Below are 16955 nucleotides of genomic sequence, written 5' to 3' on the forward strand. Positions count from 1 at the left end.
GAGGCCGCGGCCGGGCTGCTGCCGGCGGCCGGGGCGCTCGCGGCCCTCTGGCTCATCGACTGGCGGACCGCGGCGGCGGTCGCGGTCGCGCTGCCGGCGGTGGCGCTGCTGATGCGCGCGTTCGTCCGCGACGTCACCGCGTCCGCGCACCGCTACCTCACCGTCCAGGGCACGATCGCGGGACGCCTCGCCGAGGCCCTCGCCGGGACCCCCGCGATCACCGCCGCCGGGACGGCCGGGCGGGAGGCGGCGCGCATCCTGCGCCCCCTGCCCGGCCTGCGCGCGGAGGGCGAGGCGATGTGGCGGGTGCAGGGCGGCATCGCGGCGCGCGGCCTGCTCGCCCTGCTGCTGCTGCAGGTGGCGGCCGTCGGCGTCGCCGGCGCCGAGCTCGCGGCGGGCCGCATCACGCCGGGCGAGCTGGTCGCGGCCGTCCAGTACGCGGGGCTCGCCGCCGGGTTCGGGCCCGTCCTCACCCAGCTGCTCCGCCTCGGCCGCGCCCGCGCCGGCGCCCGCCGCGCCGCGGAGATCCTCGCTTGGCCCGCTCTGCGCCACGGCAACGGCGAGGCCCCGCCGGGCCCCGGCGGCCTGGAGTTCCGGGGGGTCACCGTCCGCGGCGCGCTGGACGGCCTGGACCTCACCGTCCCCGGCGGGCGCGCCGTCGCCGTCGTGGGGCGCTCCGGGTCCGGCGCCTCCACGCTCGCCGCGCTCGCCGGGCGGCTCGCCGACCCCGACCGCGGCACGGTGCTCCTGGACGGCACGCCCCTCCCCCGCCTTCACCGGACGGCGCTGCGCCGCGAGATCGGCTACGCCTTCGCCCGGCCCGCGCTGTTCGGGACGACCGTCCGCGACGCCATCGCCTTCGGCCCCTCCCGCCCGCCGGAGTCCTGGCTGCGCGAGGCGGCGCGGGCCGCCCGCGCCGACGGCTTCATCCGCCGCCTCCCGCAGGGCTACGGCACTCCGCTCGCGGAGGCGCCGCTGTCCGGCGGGGAGCTGCAGCGGCTGGGCCTGGCCCGCGCGTTCGCCCACGCCGGGCGCGTCCTCGTCCTGGACGACGCGACCTCCAGCCTCGACACCGTCACCGAGTTGCAGATCACCGACGCGCTGCTCGACCGGTTCGCCGACCGGACCCGCCTGATCGTGGCGCACCGCGCCTCCACCGCCGCCCGCGCCGACCTGGTCGTCTGGCTCGACGAGGGCCGCGTCCGCCGGGTCGCCCCCCACCGGGCCCTCTGGGCCGATCCCGACTACCGCGCCGTGTTCGGGGGCGCGGCGTGATCGGGCGGCGGGAGGCGGCGCGGGTCCTGTGGCGCGGCGCCGGGGACGCCGTCCGGGCGCGGCCGCGGGCGGTGGCGCGGGCCGCCGGATGGTCGGCGGTGGAGGCCGTTCCCACGGCGGTGTTCGGGCGGGCCGTCGGGGAGGCCGTCGACGCGTTCCGGACGGGGCGCACGTCCGGCGCCGCCGCCTGGCTCGGCGTGCTCGCCGTGTCGGCGCTGGTGGGGGCGGCCGGGAGCCGGCGGCTGTATCCGGCGCTGGCCGCGATCGTGGAGCCGTTCCGGGACGAGCTGGTGAGGCGGGTCGCGACGGGGGCGCTGCACCGGTCGCTGCGGGGGCGGCCCGACACGGGGGCCGTCGCGCGCCTCACCCACCAGGTGGAGATCGTCCGGGACACCCTCGGCGGGCTGCTCGTCGTCGCGCGCGGGTTCGCGTTCGCGGCCGGGGCGGCGCTGCTGGGGCTGGCCTCGATGGCGCCGGAGGTGGCCGCGCTGGTGCTGCCTCCGCTGGTGCTCGGGCTGGCGCTGTTCGGGGCGGTGTTCGGGAGGGCGGCCGCCCGGCAGCGGGAGCTCGTCGTCGGCGAGGAGGAGATCGCCGAGCGGACCGCCGCCCTGGCCGCCGGGCTGCGGGACGCCGTCGGGTGCGGCGGCGAGGAGCTGCTGCGGGAGGAGCTGGGCGCCGCCGTGGAGGCGCAGGCGGCGGCCGGGCGCGCGGTCGCGCGGCTCGCGGCGGTGCGCGCCGTCGCGCTGGCGGTGGGCGGCTGGCTGCCGCTGCTGCTGGTCGTCGCGTCGGCGCCGTGGCTGATGCGGCGCGGCGCCACGGCCGGGACAGTGATCGGCGCGCTGACCTACGTCCTGCACGGGCTGCAGCCGGCGCTGCGCACGCTCGTGCACGGGATGGGCGGCAGCGGCCTGCGGCTGGCGGTCACGCTCGGCCGGATCCTGGAGACGGGCGCGCCGGACGCGCCCGCCCCGCCCGAGCCCGCCGCGCCCGTGCCGGGGGCGCCGGCGGTGGAGCTGCGCGGCGTGACCTTCGCCTACGGGGCCGGGGCGCGGCCGGTGATCGAGAACCTGGACCTGGTCGTCCCGCACGGCGACCATCTGGCCGTGGTGGGGCCGAGCGGGATCGGCAAGTCGACGCTCGCGGCGCTGATCGCGGGGCTGGCCGCGCCCGGCGCGGGCGAGGTGCTGGTGGACGGGCGGCCGGCGGGCGATCCGGGCCGCCGGGTGCTCGTCCCGCAGGAGGCGTACGTGTTCGGCGGCACCTTGCTCGACAACCTCGTCTACTACGCGCCGGACGCCGGTCCGGAGGAGGCGGGCCGGGCCGTGGACGCGCTGGGGCTGGCGCCGCTCGTCCGCGACCTCGGCGGGTACGGGGCGCAGCTGGAGCCCGGCGCGCTGACCGAGGCGCAGCGGCAGTGCGTGGCGCTGTGCCGGGCCTACCTCGCGCCGCAGCGCCTGGTCATCCTGGACGAGGCCGCGTACCGGCTCGACCCGGCCGCCGAGGCGCGGGTGGAGGAGGCGTTCGCGCGCCGGCCCGGCACGCTCGTCGTCATCGCGCACCGGATCAGCTCGGCGATGCGCGCCCGCCGCGTCCTGGTGCTGGACGGGACCCGCGCCCACCTCGGGCGGCACGCGGACCTGCCCGCGGTGTGCCCGCTGTACCGGGACCTGACCGGGCGCTGGGAGGACGGCTCACAGCCACCCGGCGTCCTCGGCGATCCGGATGGCCTGGACCCGGTTCTCCGCGCCGATCTTGCGGTTGATGCGGGAGAGGTGGTTGCGGACGGTGCCGATCGTCAGGACGAGGTCCTCGGCGATCTGCGCCGCGGACGCGCCCCGTGACGCCAGGGTGAGGACCTCCATCTCCCGTTCGGTGAGCGGGCTCTGGGCCGAGCCCAGTTCGGTGAAGGCCATGTCGGGGTCGATGACGCGCGCGCCCTCGGCCGCTCGCCTGATCGCGTCCACGAGCTCGCCCGGCGAGGTGTCCTTCAGCACGAGCCCGGAGGCCCGCGCGGCCACCGCGCGCCGCAGGTCGCCGGTCCGGCAGCGGCCCGCCATCAGGACGGTGCGGCACTCCGGGACGGCCTCGCGTAACGCCCGGGCGGCCGTGAAGCCGTCCAGGCCCGGCAGCCCGACGTCGATCAGCGCGACGTCGGGCCGGCGTCTGCGCGCCGTGCGGAGGACCTGATCGCCCGAGCCCAGCGCCGCCACCACGTCGAGATCCGTCACCCGGTCGAACAGCGCGACCAGCCCGCCGCGCAGGAGCGGCGCCCCCTCGGCGAGCAGAATCCGAATCATTCTCGTCTCCAACACGGCCGCCCGCGGCCTCAGAAAGGACAAACACCGAACGCGTCTCAGAGGGAAGTCAGGGCGGCTGCCGAGAGGCATTGCCGGAGATTCGGTCAGCGCGAAATCGAACTTTCATTAGGTCACCTTCGACAGGCCGCACGACTACTGAACTCTTACCGGACGGAGCCAACACTATTCACCGCGTCAATGTAAAGACACCGTGGAAACCAGGAATCCAGCGATGGGTATTCCGCCAATTAGCGTTCGTACACCTGATGGGCCGGAACCGGTTCAGGCGAGGAAATCGAACTCCGCTCCGGCGCCCGCGTCGCGCGCCGCGGTGTAGGCCGTCCAGCTCAGCGCGAGGTCCTGCCAGGGCAGCCCGACGGGCGCGTACACCGTGACCTCGCCGTCCTTCACCCGCCCGGGCACCTGGCCGCGCATCAGGTCGCGCAGCGTCCCGGCGGCGTGCTCGACGTCCAGGCCCGCGCCGGCCAGCACGCCCATCTCGACGGCCAGGGGGACGTCGTCGACGACGACGCGGGCGCCCTCCAGCAGGTCGGCCCCCAGTTCGGCCTTGCCCGGCTGGTCCGCGCCGAGCGAGGTGAGGTGCGTCCCGGGGGCCACGTCGGCGGCGTGCAGGAGGGGGCGGCGCGCCCAGGTCGCCAGGACCACGATGCCGGCGTCCCGGACGGCGGCGCGCGGGTCCGGCGCCACGGTCGCGGGCGCGTCCAGCCGGGCGCCGTGCCGCGCGGCGAAGTCGGCGGCGCGGCCGGAGTCCAGGTCGAACACCGTGAGGTCGCGCACCTCCCGCAGCTCGCCCAGGCCCCGCATGACCAGTTCGGCCTGCGCGCCCGCCCCGATCACCGCGACCGAGCCGGCCGCGGGGCGCGCCAGCGCGTGGGTGCCGAGGGCGGCGGCCAGGCCGGTGCGCCAGGCGGTCACGGTCGCCGAGTCCAGGAGGGCCAGCAGCTCGCCCGTCCCGAGGTCGTGCAGGCAGACGACGCCGCGCAGCGCCGGGCGGCTGCCGGGGAACTTCGCGTTGGCCTTCACCGTGTACGCGGGGATCCCCTCGACCACGCCCGGCATCAGCGCCGTCGCGGTGCCCTGTCCGGGCAGCTCGACGATCACGCGGCGGGCGGCGGCGCCGCCGTCCCCTGCCGTGAAGCCGCGGCGCAGGGCGTCCAGGCAGGGGGCGGGGTCGAGCAGCGACTCAAGGATGGAACGGGCCAAGAGGAGCGTCACCGGGCCATCCTCCCGTCCCCCGGAGCCGGCGTCACCCCCTGGGGGGCACCGCGATTGGACCTCTAGTCCCGGTCCGAAACCCGCCAAACGGGCAGTCCTCCCCGAGATTCGGCCACGGAACCCGCACCCATTGTGACAATCCGTAGATGGTCAGTTGGTCACTTTCTCGCCTTACACGGGCGTTCACGGATCTTCGAGCATGACCCGTGACCTCCGGCGCGCCATTCGGGCGCGCCCAATCCCCCCTGGAGGCAGAGTGAAGATCCGTCCCTCCCGCGTCCGCGGAGCCGCCGCCGCCGTTGCGGCGGCCGGGCTCGCGGCGACCGCGCTGGCCGCCGCCCCCGCCGCGAACGCCACCCTCGACGCGCCCGGCGGGCGCGCCGCCGACCTGCTCGACACCGGCCGGGTGGCGGCGAAGCTCGCGCAGCGGCTCGGCGACCGCAGTGCCGGGGCCTACGTGGACCGGGCGACGAGGAAGCTCGTCGTCACGGTCACCGACGCCGAGGCCGCGCGGACGGTCCGCGCGGCCGGTGCCGTGCCGAAGAGCGTCACGCGCAGCGGCGCGGACCTGAAGAAGGTCATGGCCGCGCTCAAGCGCGACGCGACCGTCCCGGGCACCGCCTGGGCCGTCGACCCGGCCGCCAACCAGGTCGTCCTCACCATGGACGGCACGGTCAGGGGAGCCGGGCTCAGGAAGGTGCGCAGGGCCGCGGCCGAGCAGGGCGCGGCCGTGCGCACCACGCGGGTCGCGGGAACGTTCCGCATGTTCACCGCGGGCGGCGACCCGATCTACACCGGCGGCGCCCGCTGCTCGCTCGGCTTCAACGTCAGGAAGGGAGGCGAGTACTACTTCCTGACGGCGGGGCACTGCACCGAGGCGGGCTCCACGTGGACCGACGGGTCGGGGGGCACGCTCGGCGGCAATGCCGGCAGCAGCTTCCCCGGCGACGACTACGGCCTCGTCAAGTACGCCTCCGCCCCGGAGGACGCGCGGGGCGGCGTCACGGTCGACGGCGGGTTCCAGGACATCACGGGCGCGGCCGACGCCACGGTCGGCGAGACCGTGACCCGCAGCGGCAGCACCACCGGCGTCCACGACGGGCAGGTCACCGCGCTCGACCAGACGGTGAACTACCAGGAGGGCAGCGTCGGCGGCCTCATCCAGACGACGGTGTGCGCCGAGCCGGGCGACAGCGGCGGCCCGCTGTTCGCCGGGTCGAGCGCGGTCGGGCTGACCTCGGGCGGCAGCGGCGACTGCTCGTCCGGCGGCGTCACGTTCTTCCAGCCCGTGTCCGAGCCGCTGTCGGCGTTCGGGGTCGAGATCTACTAGCCGGTCCTCGGCGGCCCGCCGGAGCTCCCAGGCGGCGGGAGGCCACGCGGGTTTCGGCCCTGGTCCTTTGGCCGTTTCGGCGAAAGGACCGGGGCCGAACCTCGTTCTCGCCCGGCGAGCGGCGGCCGGGCATTGCCGGACTGACCACGCACGCCGCTCCGAGAGTGCCAACGCGAACGTGCCGAATTGGTCACCTTCTGCGTCTTACGCCCGCCTTGACCGTTCTTACACCATGTCGATGACCTCCGGCGCACCACTCGGGTGCGCCCTATCCCCCGTGGAGGCACAAGTGAAGATCCGTCACAGGCGCGTCCGCGCCGCGGCCGTCACCACGGCCGCGGCCGGCCTGGTGGCCACCACCCTGGCCGCCGCTCCCACCGCGTCCGCGTCCCCCGCCGCCCCCGCCGCTCCCGGTGACCTCGCGACGTCCCTGGCGCACCAGCTCGGAACCCGCAGCGCGGGCTCCTACCTCAAGGACGGCAAGCTGGTCGTCACGGTCACCGACGCTCAGGCCGCCCAGACCGTGCGCGCCGCGGGCGCGGTGCCGCGCACCGTCGCGCGCAGCGGCGCGGACCTGAAGAAGGTCGAGGCCGCGCTCAAGCGCGACGCGACCGTCCCGGGCACCGCCTGGGCCGTGGACCCGGCGAGCAACCAGGTCGTCCTCAGCGTGGACAGCACGGTCAAGGGCGCCCGGCTCAAGAAGGTCCGCGCGGCCGCGAGCAGGCAGGGCGCGGCGGTCCGCACCGAGAGCGTCGCCGGCAGGTTCCAGACGCTCACCCGGGGCGGCGAGGCCATCTACACCGGCGGCGCCCGCTGCTCGCTGGGCTTCAACGTCAGGAGGGGAAGCGGCTACGCCTTCATCACGGCCGGGCACTGCACCAACATCGGTTCGACCTGGACCGACAGCTCGGGCCGGACGCTGGGCCGCACCGCCGGCAGCAGCTTCCCCGGCAACGACTACGGCATCGTCACCTACTCCTCGACGCCCACCGACACGCAGGGCTCGGTCAGCCTCTACAGCGGCACCCGCGACATCACCAGCGCGGGCAACGCCTCCGTCGGCCAGACCGTGTACCGCAGCGGCAGCACCACCGGCCTGCACAGCGGTCAGGTCACCGCCCTCAACCAGACGGTGAACTACCAGGAGGGCAGCGTCAGCGGCCTCATCCGCACCACGGTGTGCGCCGAGCCGGGCGACAGCGGCGGCTCCCTGTTCGCCGGGAGCACCGCGCTCGGCCTGACCTCGGGCGGCAGCGGCAACTGCTCCTCGGGCGGGACGACGTTCTTCCAGCCCATCACCGAGCCGCTGTCGGTGTACGGGGCGTCCGTCTACTAGACGACCCCCCAGGAGGCTCCCCCTCAGCGACGGGCCGCCCCCGCCACGGACTCCCGTGGGGGCGGCCCGTCCGCCACGTCAGAGGGCGGGGACCTCCAGGGTCCGCAGCACCTCGGCGATCACGGCGGACCGCTGCTCGGCCAGGTAGAAGTGCCCGCCGGGAAGCACCCGGAGCGCGAACCGGCCGCGGGTGGCGCGCTCCCAGCCGCGGGCCCGCTCCCGGTCCACGTGCGGGTCGGCGTCCCCTATGATCGCGGTCACCGGGACGGTCAGCGGCGGCTCGGGCCGGTGCGCGTACCGCTCGATCAGCGTGAAGTCGTTGCGGACGTACGGCAGGACGAGCTCGCGCAGCTCCGGCTCCGCCAGCAGTTCCGCGTCGGTTCCCCCGAGACCCACCAGCTCGGCGACGAGGCCGTCGTCGTCCTTGTCGCCGACGCGCTCGTCGCCCCGGTCGTCGGGCGGGCGGGCCCCCGAGGCGAACACGTGCACGGGAGCGGCGCCCCGCTCCTCCAGCAGACGGGCCACCTCGTAGGCGAGGACGGCGCCCATGCTGTGGCCGAACAGCGCGGCGGGGCGGTCCGTCAGCGGCGCCATCGCGCCGGCGATGAGGCGGGCGAGCTGCCGGGCGTCGGTGACGAACGCGTCCGCCATCCGGTCGGCGCGCCCCGGGTACTGGACGGCCTGGACCTCGACGGCCGGGCCGGCCTCCTTGGCCCACGACCGGTAGAACACCGCCGACCCGCCCGCGTGCGGCAGGCAGAACAGCCGCATCGACGCCCAGGGGCGCGGCTCGGGGCAGCGGAACCAGGTCACGTGATCAACTCCTCCTCCTCGTGCCTGCGGGACTCCGCGCGGGGGTCGCCCGGCAGCGGCCACGGCGCGACCCGCGGGTCCGGCACGAGCTTCGGCGCGGTGCTCTCCGCCGCCACCCTAAAGCCCCGCCTCCGGTAGTTGGCGATGGCGTTCGGGTGGTCGAGGCTGCTGGTGCGCAGCCACACGCGCGTCGCGGGCCCGCCGGCGAGCGCCCACAGCTCGCCGCGCTGCCAGGCGCGGCGGGTGCACTGCTCGACGAGGTAGCCGCCGTAGCCGCGCCCGACGAACGCGGGGGTGAGCCCCACCAGGTGGATCTCGGTGTCGCCGCGGGGCTGCGCCTCGATCTCGAAGAAGCCCGCGATCGTGCCCTCGGCCATGGCGATCCAGGTGGACAGCTCCGGGCGCTCCACCCAGGCCCGCCACTGCTCGTACGTCCACGGGAAGCGGTCGGTCCAGCAGACGCGGGCGCCGACGGTCGCGTAGAGGGCGCGGCTGACGTCCGGGGACGGCAGCCCGGCGAGGGTGAACGTCATCTCGACGCCCGGCAGCGGTGCGGGCCGCAGGTCGGCGGCGTCCAGCATCTCCATCTCCCACTCGGTGACCGAGGGGATCCGCAGACGCCCGGTCTCCGGCGGCCTCCAGCCCGCCTCACTCACCCATGGCCTCGACGAGGCTCTTCGGCCGCATGTCCGTCCAGTTCTCGTCGACGTAGTCGAGGCACGCCTGGCGGGTGTCCTCGTCCTTGGCCACCGTCCAGCCGGCGGGGACCTCGGCGAAGGACGGCCACAGGGAGTGCTGGCCCTCGTCGTTGACGAGCACGAGGTAGGTGCCGTCCGGGTCCTCGAAGGGGTTCGACATGGTGTTCCTTTCCGTGCCTGCTTCAGCGATCCCGCGTTCCGCTGTGGAGTTTGTCGAGCTTTGCGGCCAGGACGGCGCCCATCTCTGCGGCCGGGCCCGGGTCCATGAGCAGGTGGTGCTCGGTGTCGACCGGGTAGTCCTCGATCTCGCCGTCCACGAGCGGCCCCCAGTTGGACGGCCCGGTGGGCGACTGCGCGGTGCGGCCCCGCTGGGCGGTGAAGAACACCACGTCGCCGCGGAACCGTCCCGGCCGGTACTCCCCGGCCTGCCGGAGCCCGTTCTCGTAGTTGCGGTAGACGTTGACCAGGTCGTCCTCGCCGAGGGTGGCGAGGGCGTCGTCGCGGTCGGCGAGGATCCCCATGATCTGCTCCATGTCGGGGTTGCCGTCCGGGGCGATCGCCCTGGCGTCGACGCCGATGCCCTGCAGCAGCTCGGGCAGGATCTCCCGCTCGTCCCCCGCGAGGTCCTGGCCGTGGTAGGAGTCGATGAGCGCGAGGAGCCCGACGGTCTCGCCCTCGGCCTGGAGCCGGACGGCCATCTCGTAGGCGACGAGGCCGCCGAGGGACCAGCCCGCGAGGTGGTAGGGCCCGGACGGCCGCACCGACCTGATCTGCTCCAGGTAGTCCCCGGCCATCTCCGCCACCGACTCCGGCAGCTCGGACCGCGTGAACGCGCGGGCCTGCAGCCCGTAGACGGGCTGGTCCGGCCCGAGGTGCCGCTGGAACTGCAGGTAGGGCCAGGCGAGGCCGCCGGCCGGGTGGACGAAGAACACCGGCGGGCGGGACCCGCGCGTCCGGATCGGGAGCAGCACCTCGAAGCCGATCCGGTCGCCCGGGTCCCCGGCCCTGGCGAGCGCCTCGACGGTCTGGTGGGTGAACACGTCGCGGGGCGTCAGCTCGACCCCGGCCTGCCGGGCCCGGGTGGAGAGCTTCAGCGCGGCGATGCTGTCGCCGCCGAGGTCGAAGAAGCTGACGTCGGCGGCGACCCGGTCGAGGCCGAGGACGTCCGCGACGAGCCCGCACAGCCGCTCCTCCTCAGGGGTGCGCGGGTCGCGGCCGCCGGCCGCGGCGTAGTCGGGGGCGGGCAGGGCGCGCCGGTCGAGCTTGCCGGTCGGGCCGACGGGGAACGTGTCCAGCCGGACGAACGCGGCGGGCACCATGTACTCCGGCAGCCGTGCCCGGACGAACTCGCGCAGGCCGTCCGTCGGCCGCCTCTCCCCGGCGCTCTCCGGGGTCCCGTCCTCCGGGGAGGCCAGAGCGGGCGCGATGACGTAGGCGACGAGCGCCTTGGCGCCGGACGCCTCCTCGCGGGCGACGACGGCCACGTTGGCGACGCCGGGGTGCGCGGCGATCGCCGCCTCGACCTCGCCCAGCTCGATCCGGAAGCCGCGGATCTTGACCTGGAGGTCGGCGCGGTCGACGTACTCCAGGTTCCCGTCGGGCCGCCACCGCATGAGATCGCCGGTCCGGTACATGCGGTCGCCGGGCGCGCCGAACGGGTCGGCGACGAACCGTTCGGCGGTGAGCGCGGGCCGCCGCAGGTAGCCGCGGGCGACGCCGGCGCCCGCGAGGTAGGCCTCGCCGACGACGCCGGGCGGGACGGGGCGCAGCCCCTGGTCCAGCACGTAGACGCGCATGTCGTCGTAGGGGCGGCCGAGCACCGGCGTGCGCTCCGCCGGGTCGGCGAGGGGCCCGCGCAGCGGCGCGGCGGTCGCGTACGTGGTGGCCTCGGTGGGCCCGTACACGTGGACGAGCTCGGTGTCCGGGCAGGCGGCGAGGACCTTGCGCATCGCGGCGGGCGACCCGGCCTCCCCGCCGGTCAGCACCTCGCGGAGCCGGGCGAAGGCGTGCGGGCGCTCCTCGCCGACGAGGTTGAACAGGGTGGTGGTGAGGAAGGCGGCGGTGACGTCCTCGGTCTCGATGACCTCCTGCAGCGCGGCGGCGTCCAGGTGGCCGGGGGGCGCGATGACGGCCGTGCCGCCGTTCAGCAGCGGCGTCCACAGCTCGTAGGTCGACGCGTCGAACGCGTGCGAGGAGTGGACGAGGACCCGGTCGTGGGCGCCGCCGCGCAGCCGTCCGTCGGTGGCGAGGGCGACGGCGTCGCGGTGCGTCACCATGACGCCCTTCGGCAGGCCGGTGGAGCCCGAGGTGAAGAACACGAAGGCGAGCTGGTCGGGGTGGCACGGCACGCCCGGGTCGGTGTCCGGCGCGCCGGCGAGGTCCGGGTCGTCCACGGCGACGATCCGCGCGGCGGCGCCGAGGGCGGCGGCCCGGTCGCGCATGGCGCCGTCGACGACCAGGACGGGCGCGCCGGCCTCGCGGACCGCCCACGCGATCCGCTCCGGCGGCTGGCCGGGGTGGACGGGCGCGTAGGCGCCGCCCGCCTTGAGGACCGCCAGGGACGCGACGGCGACGTCGGCGGACCGTTCGAGCAGGAGGGCGACGCACGTCTCCGGGCCGACGCCCAGTTCGATCAGCCGGTGCGCCAGCCGGTTCGCGCGGGCGTCCAGCTCCGCGTAGGCGATCGGCTCCCCGGCCGCGCGGAGGGCGGTCGCGTCCGGGGTCTTCGCGCACTGCGCGGCGAACCGGCCGGTGAGGGTGCCGGGGGCGCGGTCCGTCCCGGCCCCCTGCCAGTTCCGCAGGACGTCGGCGCGTTCCTCGTCGTCCAGGACCGGGATGCGGCCGAGCGGCAGGTGCGGCCGGTGCGCGACCGCGTCCAGGATGCGCAGGAGGCGCCGCATCAGCCGCTCGGCGTCGTCCCGGCCGAAGAGGTCGGGGCGGTGGTCGATGCGCAGGGACAGGCGGCGGCCGGGGACGGCGGCGAACGTCAGCGGGTAGTGGGTGGCGTCGTACCCGTCCACGTCGCGGAGGGTCAGCCCGCCGAGGTCGGCGCCGGCGGCGTCCGGGTCGAACGGGTAGTTCTCCAGGACGGTCATGGTGTCGAACAGCGTCCCGGTGCCCGTGAGGCGCTGGATGTCGGCCAGCCCGAGGTGGTGGTGCGGCATCAGCGCGGCCTGCTCGTCCTGGAGGCGGGCGAGCGCCTCGGCGACGGTGTCGGCGGGGCGGACCCGGACGCGGATCGGCAGCGTGTTGATGAACAGGCCGATCATCTGCTCGACGCCGGGGAGCTCCGGCGGGCGGCCGGAGACGGCCGCTCCGAACACGACGTCGTCCGCGCCGGTGAGGCCGCTGAGCAGCGCCGCCCAGGCGAGCTGCACGACCGTGTTCAGCGTGACGCCCTGGGCGCGGGCGCGCGCGTTGAGCGCGGAGGTGAGCTCCTCGGTGAGGCGGGTGCGGACGCGTCCCGGCGTGCCGTCGCCGGAGTCCGGCTCGGGCGCGCCGGGCGCGACGAGCGTGGGCTCGTGGACGCCGTCGAGGGCGCGGCGCCAGGCGTCCTCGGCGGCGGCGCGGTCCTGCGCGGCGAGCCAGGCCAGGTAGTTCTTGTAGGGGGCGACGCGCGGCATGCCGGTGTCGTCGCCCCCGGCGAGGTAGAGCGCGAACAGCTCGGTCTGCAGGACGGGCGTGGACCAACCGTCCAGCAGGATGTGGTGGTTGGTGAAGATCATGCGGTGCAGGCCGTCCGCGAGCCTGATGAGCATGAAGCGCAGCAGCGGCGGCCTCGCCATGTCGAACGGGCGGGCGCGTTCGGCGGCGGCCAGTTCGCGGGCCCTGGCCTCGCGTTCGGGTCCGGGCAGGGCCGACAGGTCCTCGTCCTGCCACGGCAGCCGCACCGTGCGCTGGACGACCTGGACCGGGGAGCCCTCCTTGCGCTGCCGGAACCCGGCCCGCAGGTTCGCGTGCCGGCGCAGCAGCGCCGCCGCGGCGGCCTTCAGCGCGTCCGCGTCCAGCGGGCCGTGCAGGTCGAACACGATCTGCGCGGTGTAGACGTCGTGGCCGGAGCCGTAGAGGGCGTGGAAGAACAGCCCCTCCTGCAGCGGGGAGAGCGGGAGGATGTCCTCAAGCTGCGACCTGCTCACTCCAGCTCCCATTCGCCGTCGAGCTCGGCGGCGAGCTCGTCGATCTCGTCCTGGCTGACGTCCACCAGGGAAAGGTCCGACGGGGTGAACCCGCCGACGGGGCCCTCGGCGGCGCCGGCGACGTGCGCGACGAGGCCGCGCAGCGCCGCGTACCAGCGGCCGGCGAGGTCCTCGATCGCGTCGCCGTCGAACAGGTCGCCGGCCCACGTCCACGTCGCGGACAGCTCGGGGCCGCCGGGCAGCTCGCGGGTGTGCGCGTTGACCTCGATCGCGTGGACGAGGCCGAGCGCGGCGTCCTGGCCGGCGCCGAGGGCGTCGCCGTCGGCCTGGCCGGCCGGCCCCCAGTCGGTGGCCTCGGGCGCGGCGGAGCGGCCGAGGTAGTTGAACGCGATCTGCGGGCGGCCGCGCAGCCGCTCGCCGGCCGCCGGGTTGAGGTGGCGGAGCAGCCCGTACCCGATGCCGTTGTCGGGGATCTCGCGGAGCTGCTCCTTGACCCGCTTGAGGGCGGTGCCCACGGCCTGGCCGCCCTCGCGGACGTCGGCGGGCTCGACCAGGCCCGCGTCCAGGCGCACCGGGTAGATGGAGGTGAACCAGCCGGCGGTGCGGGACAGGTCGACGCCGGGGACGATCTCCTCGCGGCCGTGCCCCTCAAGGTCGATGAGGACCGCCGTGTCCTCGGACGCGCCGCGCTCGCGCCGCCATTCGGCGACGGCGAGGGCGAGGCCGGTGAGCAGCACGTCGTTGGCGCGCCCGTGGAACGCGGCGGGCACGTCGGTGAGCAGCGGCCCGGTCACGTCGGCGGGCAGGTCGAGGGTGAGGTGCCGGGCCGTCCCGAAGGTGTCGGCGGCCGGGTCCAGCGGCCGGGCGCCGAGAACGGGGTCGGGGGTGGCGAGGACGTCCTCCCAGAGCGGCAGCTCCGCCGTGCGGGCGGGGTCGGACGCCTCGGCGGCGAGGCGCTGCGCCCAGCGGCGGAACGAGGTCGGGACGGGGTCGAGGCCGCCCCCGGCCCAGGCCGTGACCAGGTCGGGCAGGAGGATCCGCCACGAGACGCCGTCCACGGCCAGGTGGTGGACGGTGAGCAGGAGCCGCCCGGACGCGGCGGGCCCCGCGTCGAACCAGACGAGCCGCGCCATGGTCCCGGCGGCCGGGTCGAGGGCGCGGCGGGCGGCCTCGGCCTCGGCGGCGAGCACGGCGCGCAGGTCCGCGGCGGCGAGCCCGGCGACGTCCACGCGGCGGACGAGGGGCGCGGCGTCGACGGCGCCGGGCTCGGCGACCTCGAACTCGGCGCCGTTCACGCGCAGGCGGAGCATGTCGTGGTGGTCCAGGAGCGTCTGGAGCGCGGCGGTCAGCCGCTCCGTGCCGAGGTCCGGCGGGACCTGGAGCAGCATGCGCTGGCTGTAGCCGTCGACGGGGCCGTGCAGCTCCTGGAACCAGCGCATGATCGGGGTGGCGGGGACGCGGCCGATGCCCGCGCCCGGCGCCTCCGCCTCGGTCTGTTCACCCTCGCCGACCGGCTTGGCGGTGGCGGCGAGTTCTTCGACGGTCTGGTGCTGGAAGACCTCGCGGGGCGTGATGACCAGGCCGGACTGGCGGGCGCGGGAGACGAGCTGGATCGCGATGATGGAGTCGCCGCCCAGGTCGAAGAACCCGTCGTCGATCCCGACCCGCTCCAACCCCAGAACCTCGGCGAACAGGCGCGCGAGCGTCTCCTCCTGCTCGGTGCGCGGCGCCCGCGACGACACCTTCGCCCCGAAATCGGGGGCAGGAAGCGCCTTGCGGTCCAGCTTGCCGTTCGAGGTCAGCGGCAGAACGTCCAGCTCCACGACGGCCGCCGGAACCATGTGGTCGGGCAGGGCCTTCGCGGCGAAGCGGCGCAGCTCGGCGGTGTCGGCTCCGGGCGCGACGACGTAGGCGATGAGGCGGTCGTCGCGGACCACGACGGCCGCGTCGCGGACGTCCTCGTGCCTGGTCAGGACGGCCTGGATCTCGCCCGGTTCGATCCGGAAGCCGCGCAGCTGCACCTGCTGGTCGCCGCGCCCGAGGTAGTCGAGGGTCCCGTCGGTGCGCCAGCGGCCGAGGTCGCCCGTGCGGTACATGCGGGTGCCGGGCTTCCCGTGCGGGTCGGCGACGAACCGCTCGGCGGACAGGCCGGGACGGTTCAGATACCCGCGCGCCAGACCCGGCCCCGCCACGTACAACTCGCCGACGACGCCGGGCGGGACCGGCTGGAGACGGCCGTCCAGGACGTAGACGCGCAGGTCCGGAATGCCGACACCGATGAGGCTCCCCGCCGCCGTGGCCGCGTGGACGGGGTCGAGGGCCAGGTAGGAGACGTGCACGGTGGTCTCGGTGATCCCGTACATGTTGACCAGGACAGGGGCGTTCTCGTCATGGCGGGAGTACCAGTCCGCCAGGCGCCCCAGGTCGAGCGCCTCACCGCCGAAGACGATGTAGCGCAGGGCGAGGTCCTTGCCCGGGTTCTGCTTGTCGGCCGCCATCAACTGGTAGAAGGCCGACGGGGTCTGGTTGAGGACGGTGACCTTCTCAGCCGCGAGCAAGTCCAGGAAGTCGTCCGGCGAACGGGACGTCAGATAGGGGACGACGACGAGCCTGCCGCCATAAAGCAGCGCACCCCACAGCTCCCACACCGAGAAGTCGAATGCGTAGGAGTGGAAGAGGGTCCAGACGTCCTGGGGACCGAAGTCGAACCACTCCTCGGTCGAACGCAGCAACCGCACCACGTTCTGATGCGGAACCACCACACCCTTCGGACGCCCCGTCGAACCCGACGTGTAGATCACGTAAGCCGGATGGTCGGGGTCGATGGCGAGACCGAGGTCGGTAGCGGGAAGACCCGGGTCGTCCAGCCCCTCCAAGTCCTCCGGACGCAAGGTCGCGGCAGGACGAGCGTCTTCGAGCATGGAGGCGATGCGGTCCTGCGGGTAGTCCGGATCGATCGGAACGTAAGCCGCCCCCGCCTTGAGCACTCCGAGGATCGCCACCACCAGCTCCGCCGAACGCGGCAGAGCCAAAGCCACGAACTGCTCAGGCCCCGCACCCTTCTCCACCAGCCGCCGAGCCAGACGATTCGCCCTCGCGTTCACCTCCCCATACGTCCACGACACACCCTCGAACGACACCGCCACAGCACCCGGACGAACCGCCGCCTGCGCCTCGAACAGCGCGGGAATCGTCGTGCGCGGGACGTCGCCGCCCCTGCCGCCCGCCCAGCGGCGCAGCAGCGTGCGCCGTTCGCCGCGGTCGAGGATCTCGGCGGTGGTGACGGGCGCGTCGGGGTCGGCGACCAGTTCGCGGACGAGGCGCTCGAACCGCCGGGCGATCGCCTCGGCGGTGGCGGGGTCGAAAAGGTCGAGGGCGTATTCGAGGCCGGCCTCGATGCCGCCGGGCGCGCCGTCGGCGCCGTGGCGCTCCTCCAGGTAGAGGGACAGGTCGTACTTGGCGGTGCCCGCCGCGAGGGGCTCGGCGCCGCCGGTCAGGCCGTCCAGTTCGAGCCGCGCCTCGGGGTTGTTCTGGAAGGACAGGACGACCTGGAACAGCGGGTGCCGCGCCATCGACCGCGCCGGGTTGAGCACCTCGACGAGCCGCTCGAACGGCAGGTCCTGGTGGGCGTAGGCGGCGAGGTCGGTCTCCTTCACCCGGGCGACCAGCTCCCGGAACGACGGGTCCCCGGAGGTGTCGGTGCGCAGGACGAGCATGTTGACGAACATGCCGACCAGGTCGTCCAGCGCCTCGTCGGTCCGGCCCGCGATCGGCGACCCGACCGGCACGTCCGTCCCCGCGCCCAGCCGCGTCAGCAGCGCCGCGAACGCCGCC

10 protein-coding genes and 1 pseudogene are annotated in these 16955 nt (G+C 75.3%); 4 read left to right on the forward strand and 7 right to left on the reverse strand.

Annotated features, from left to right (window positions below):
• The coding region (locus tag ABD944_RS41425) for an ATP-binding cassette domain-containing protein (RefSeq protein ID WP_345187565.1) at window positions 1-1275 on the forward strand (1275 nt) is incomplete at its 5' end.
• Complete coding sequence (locus ABD944_RS42590; RefSeq protein ID WP_425550329.1) at window positions 1272-3116, forward strand: ATP-binding cassette domain-containing protein; 1845 nt, start codon at window positions 1272-1274, stop codon at window positions 3114-3116. The genes ABD944_RS41425 and ABD944_RS42590, both read left to right, overlap by 4 nt.
• On the opposite strand, the pseudogene ABD944_RS41435 reads toward ABD944_RS42590, so the two are convergent.
• Both ABD944_RS41435 and ABD944_RS41440 read right to left on the reverse strand, forming a co-directional pair.
• Window positions 3048-3662: pseudogene (locus tag ABD944_RS41435) on the reverse strand (response regulator); the annotation flags it as partial. The gene ABD944_RS42590 and the pseudogene ABD944_RS41435 sit on opposite strands and share 69 nt — an antisense overlap.
• A 192-nt stretch (window positions 3663-3854) precedes the next feature.
• Window positions 3855-4808: an ornithine cyclodeaminase family protein gene (locus ABD944_RS41440; protein WP_345187569.1), complete on the reverse strand. Its 954-nt coding sequence runs from the start codon at window positions 4806-4808 to the stop codon at window positions 3855-3857.
• A 256-nt stretch (window positions 4809-5064) separates the two neighbouring features.
• Here ABD944_RS41440 and ABD944_RS41445 point away from each other — a divergent pair, with 256 nt between their 5' ends.
• Together ABD944_RS41445 and ABD944_RS41450 are read left to right on the forward strand one after the other, a co-directional pair.
• Window positions 5065-6138 (forward strand): S1 family peptidase, encoded by a 1074-nt coding sequence (locus tag ABD944_RS41445; RefSeq protein WP_345187572.1) that lies wholly within the window; start codon window positions 5065-5067, stop codon window positions 6136-6138.
• A 289-nt stretch (window positions 6139-6427) separates the two neighbouring features.
• Window positions 6428-7474, forward strand: a complete 1047-nt coding sequence (locus tag ABD944_RS41450; RefSeq protein ID WP_345187574.1) for a S1 family peptidase — start codon at window positions 6428-6430, stop codon at window positions 7472-7474.
• A gap of 78 nt (window positions 7475-7552) precedes the next feature.
• Here the strand turns inward: ABD944_RS41450 and ABD944_RS41455 are convergent, their stop codons facing one another.
• The 5 genes from ABD944_RS41455 to ABD944_RS41475 all read right to left on the reverse strand — a co-directional run.
• Window positions 7553-8287 (reverse strand): thioesterase II family protein, encoded by a 735-nt coding sequence (locus ABD944_RS41455; protein WP_345187576.1) that lies wholly within the window; start codon window positions 8285-8287, stop codon window positions 7553-7555.
• Window positions 8284-8943 carry a GNAT family N-acetyltransferase gene (locus ABD944_RS41460; protein WP_345187578.1) on the reverse strand — a complete coding sequence of 220 codons (660 nt, stop codon included), beginning with the start codon at window positions 8941-8943 and terminating at the stop codon, window positions 8284-8286. Before ABD944_RS41460 ends, ABD944_RS41455 begins: the two co-directional genes overlap by 4 nt.
• Complete coding sequence (locus ABD944_RS41465) at window positions 8936-9145, reverse strand: MbtH family protein (RefSeq protein ID WP_345187580.1); 210 nt, start codon at window positions 9143-9145, stop codon at window positions 8936-8938. Before ABD944_RS41465 ends, ABD944_RS41460 begins: the two co-directional genes overlap by 8 nt.
• 22 nt (window positions 9146-9167) lie before the next feature.
• Window positions 9168-13121, reverse strand: a complete 3954-nt coding sequence (locus ABD944_RS41470) for an amino acid adenylation domain-containing protein (protein ID WP_345187582.1) — start codon at window positions 13119-13121, stop codon at window positions 9168-9170.
• Window positions 13118-16955: amino acid adenylation domain-containing protein (locus tag ABD944_RS41475; protein ID WP_345187585.1), on the reverse strand; the 3838-nt coding region annotated here is incomplete at its 5' end. The genes ABD944_RS41470 and ABD944_RS41475, both read right to left, overlap by 4 nt.

It is taken from the genome of Actinomadura verrucosospora (assembly GCF_039540335.1).
Classification (GTDB): Bacteria; Actinomycetota; Actinomycetes; order Streptosporangiales; family Streptosporangiaceae; genus Spirillospora; species Spirillospora verrucosospora.

Bases quoted from the DNA above. Each gene is read 5' to 3' on its own strand.
- ABD944_RS41465 (WP_345187580.1), bottom strand. From the start codon at position 9,145: ATGTCGAACCCCTTCGAGGACCCGGACGGCACCTACCTCGTGCTCGTC.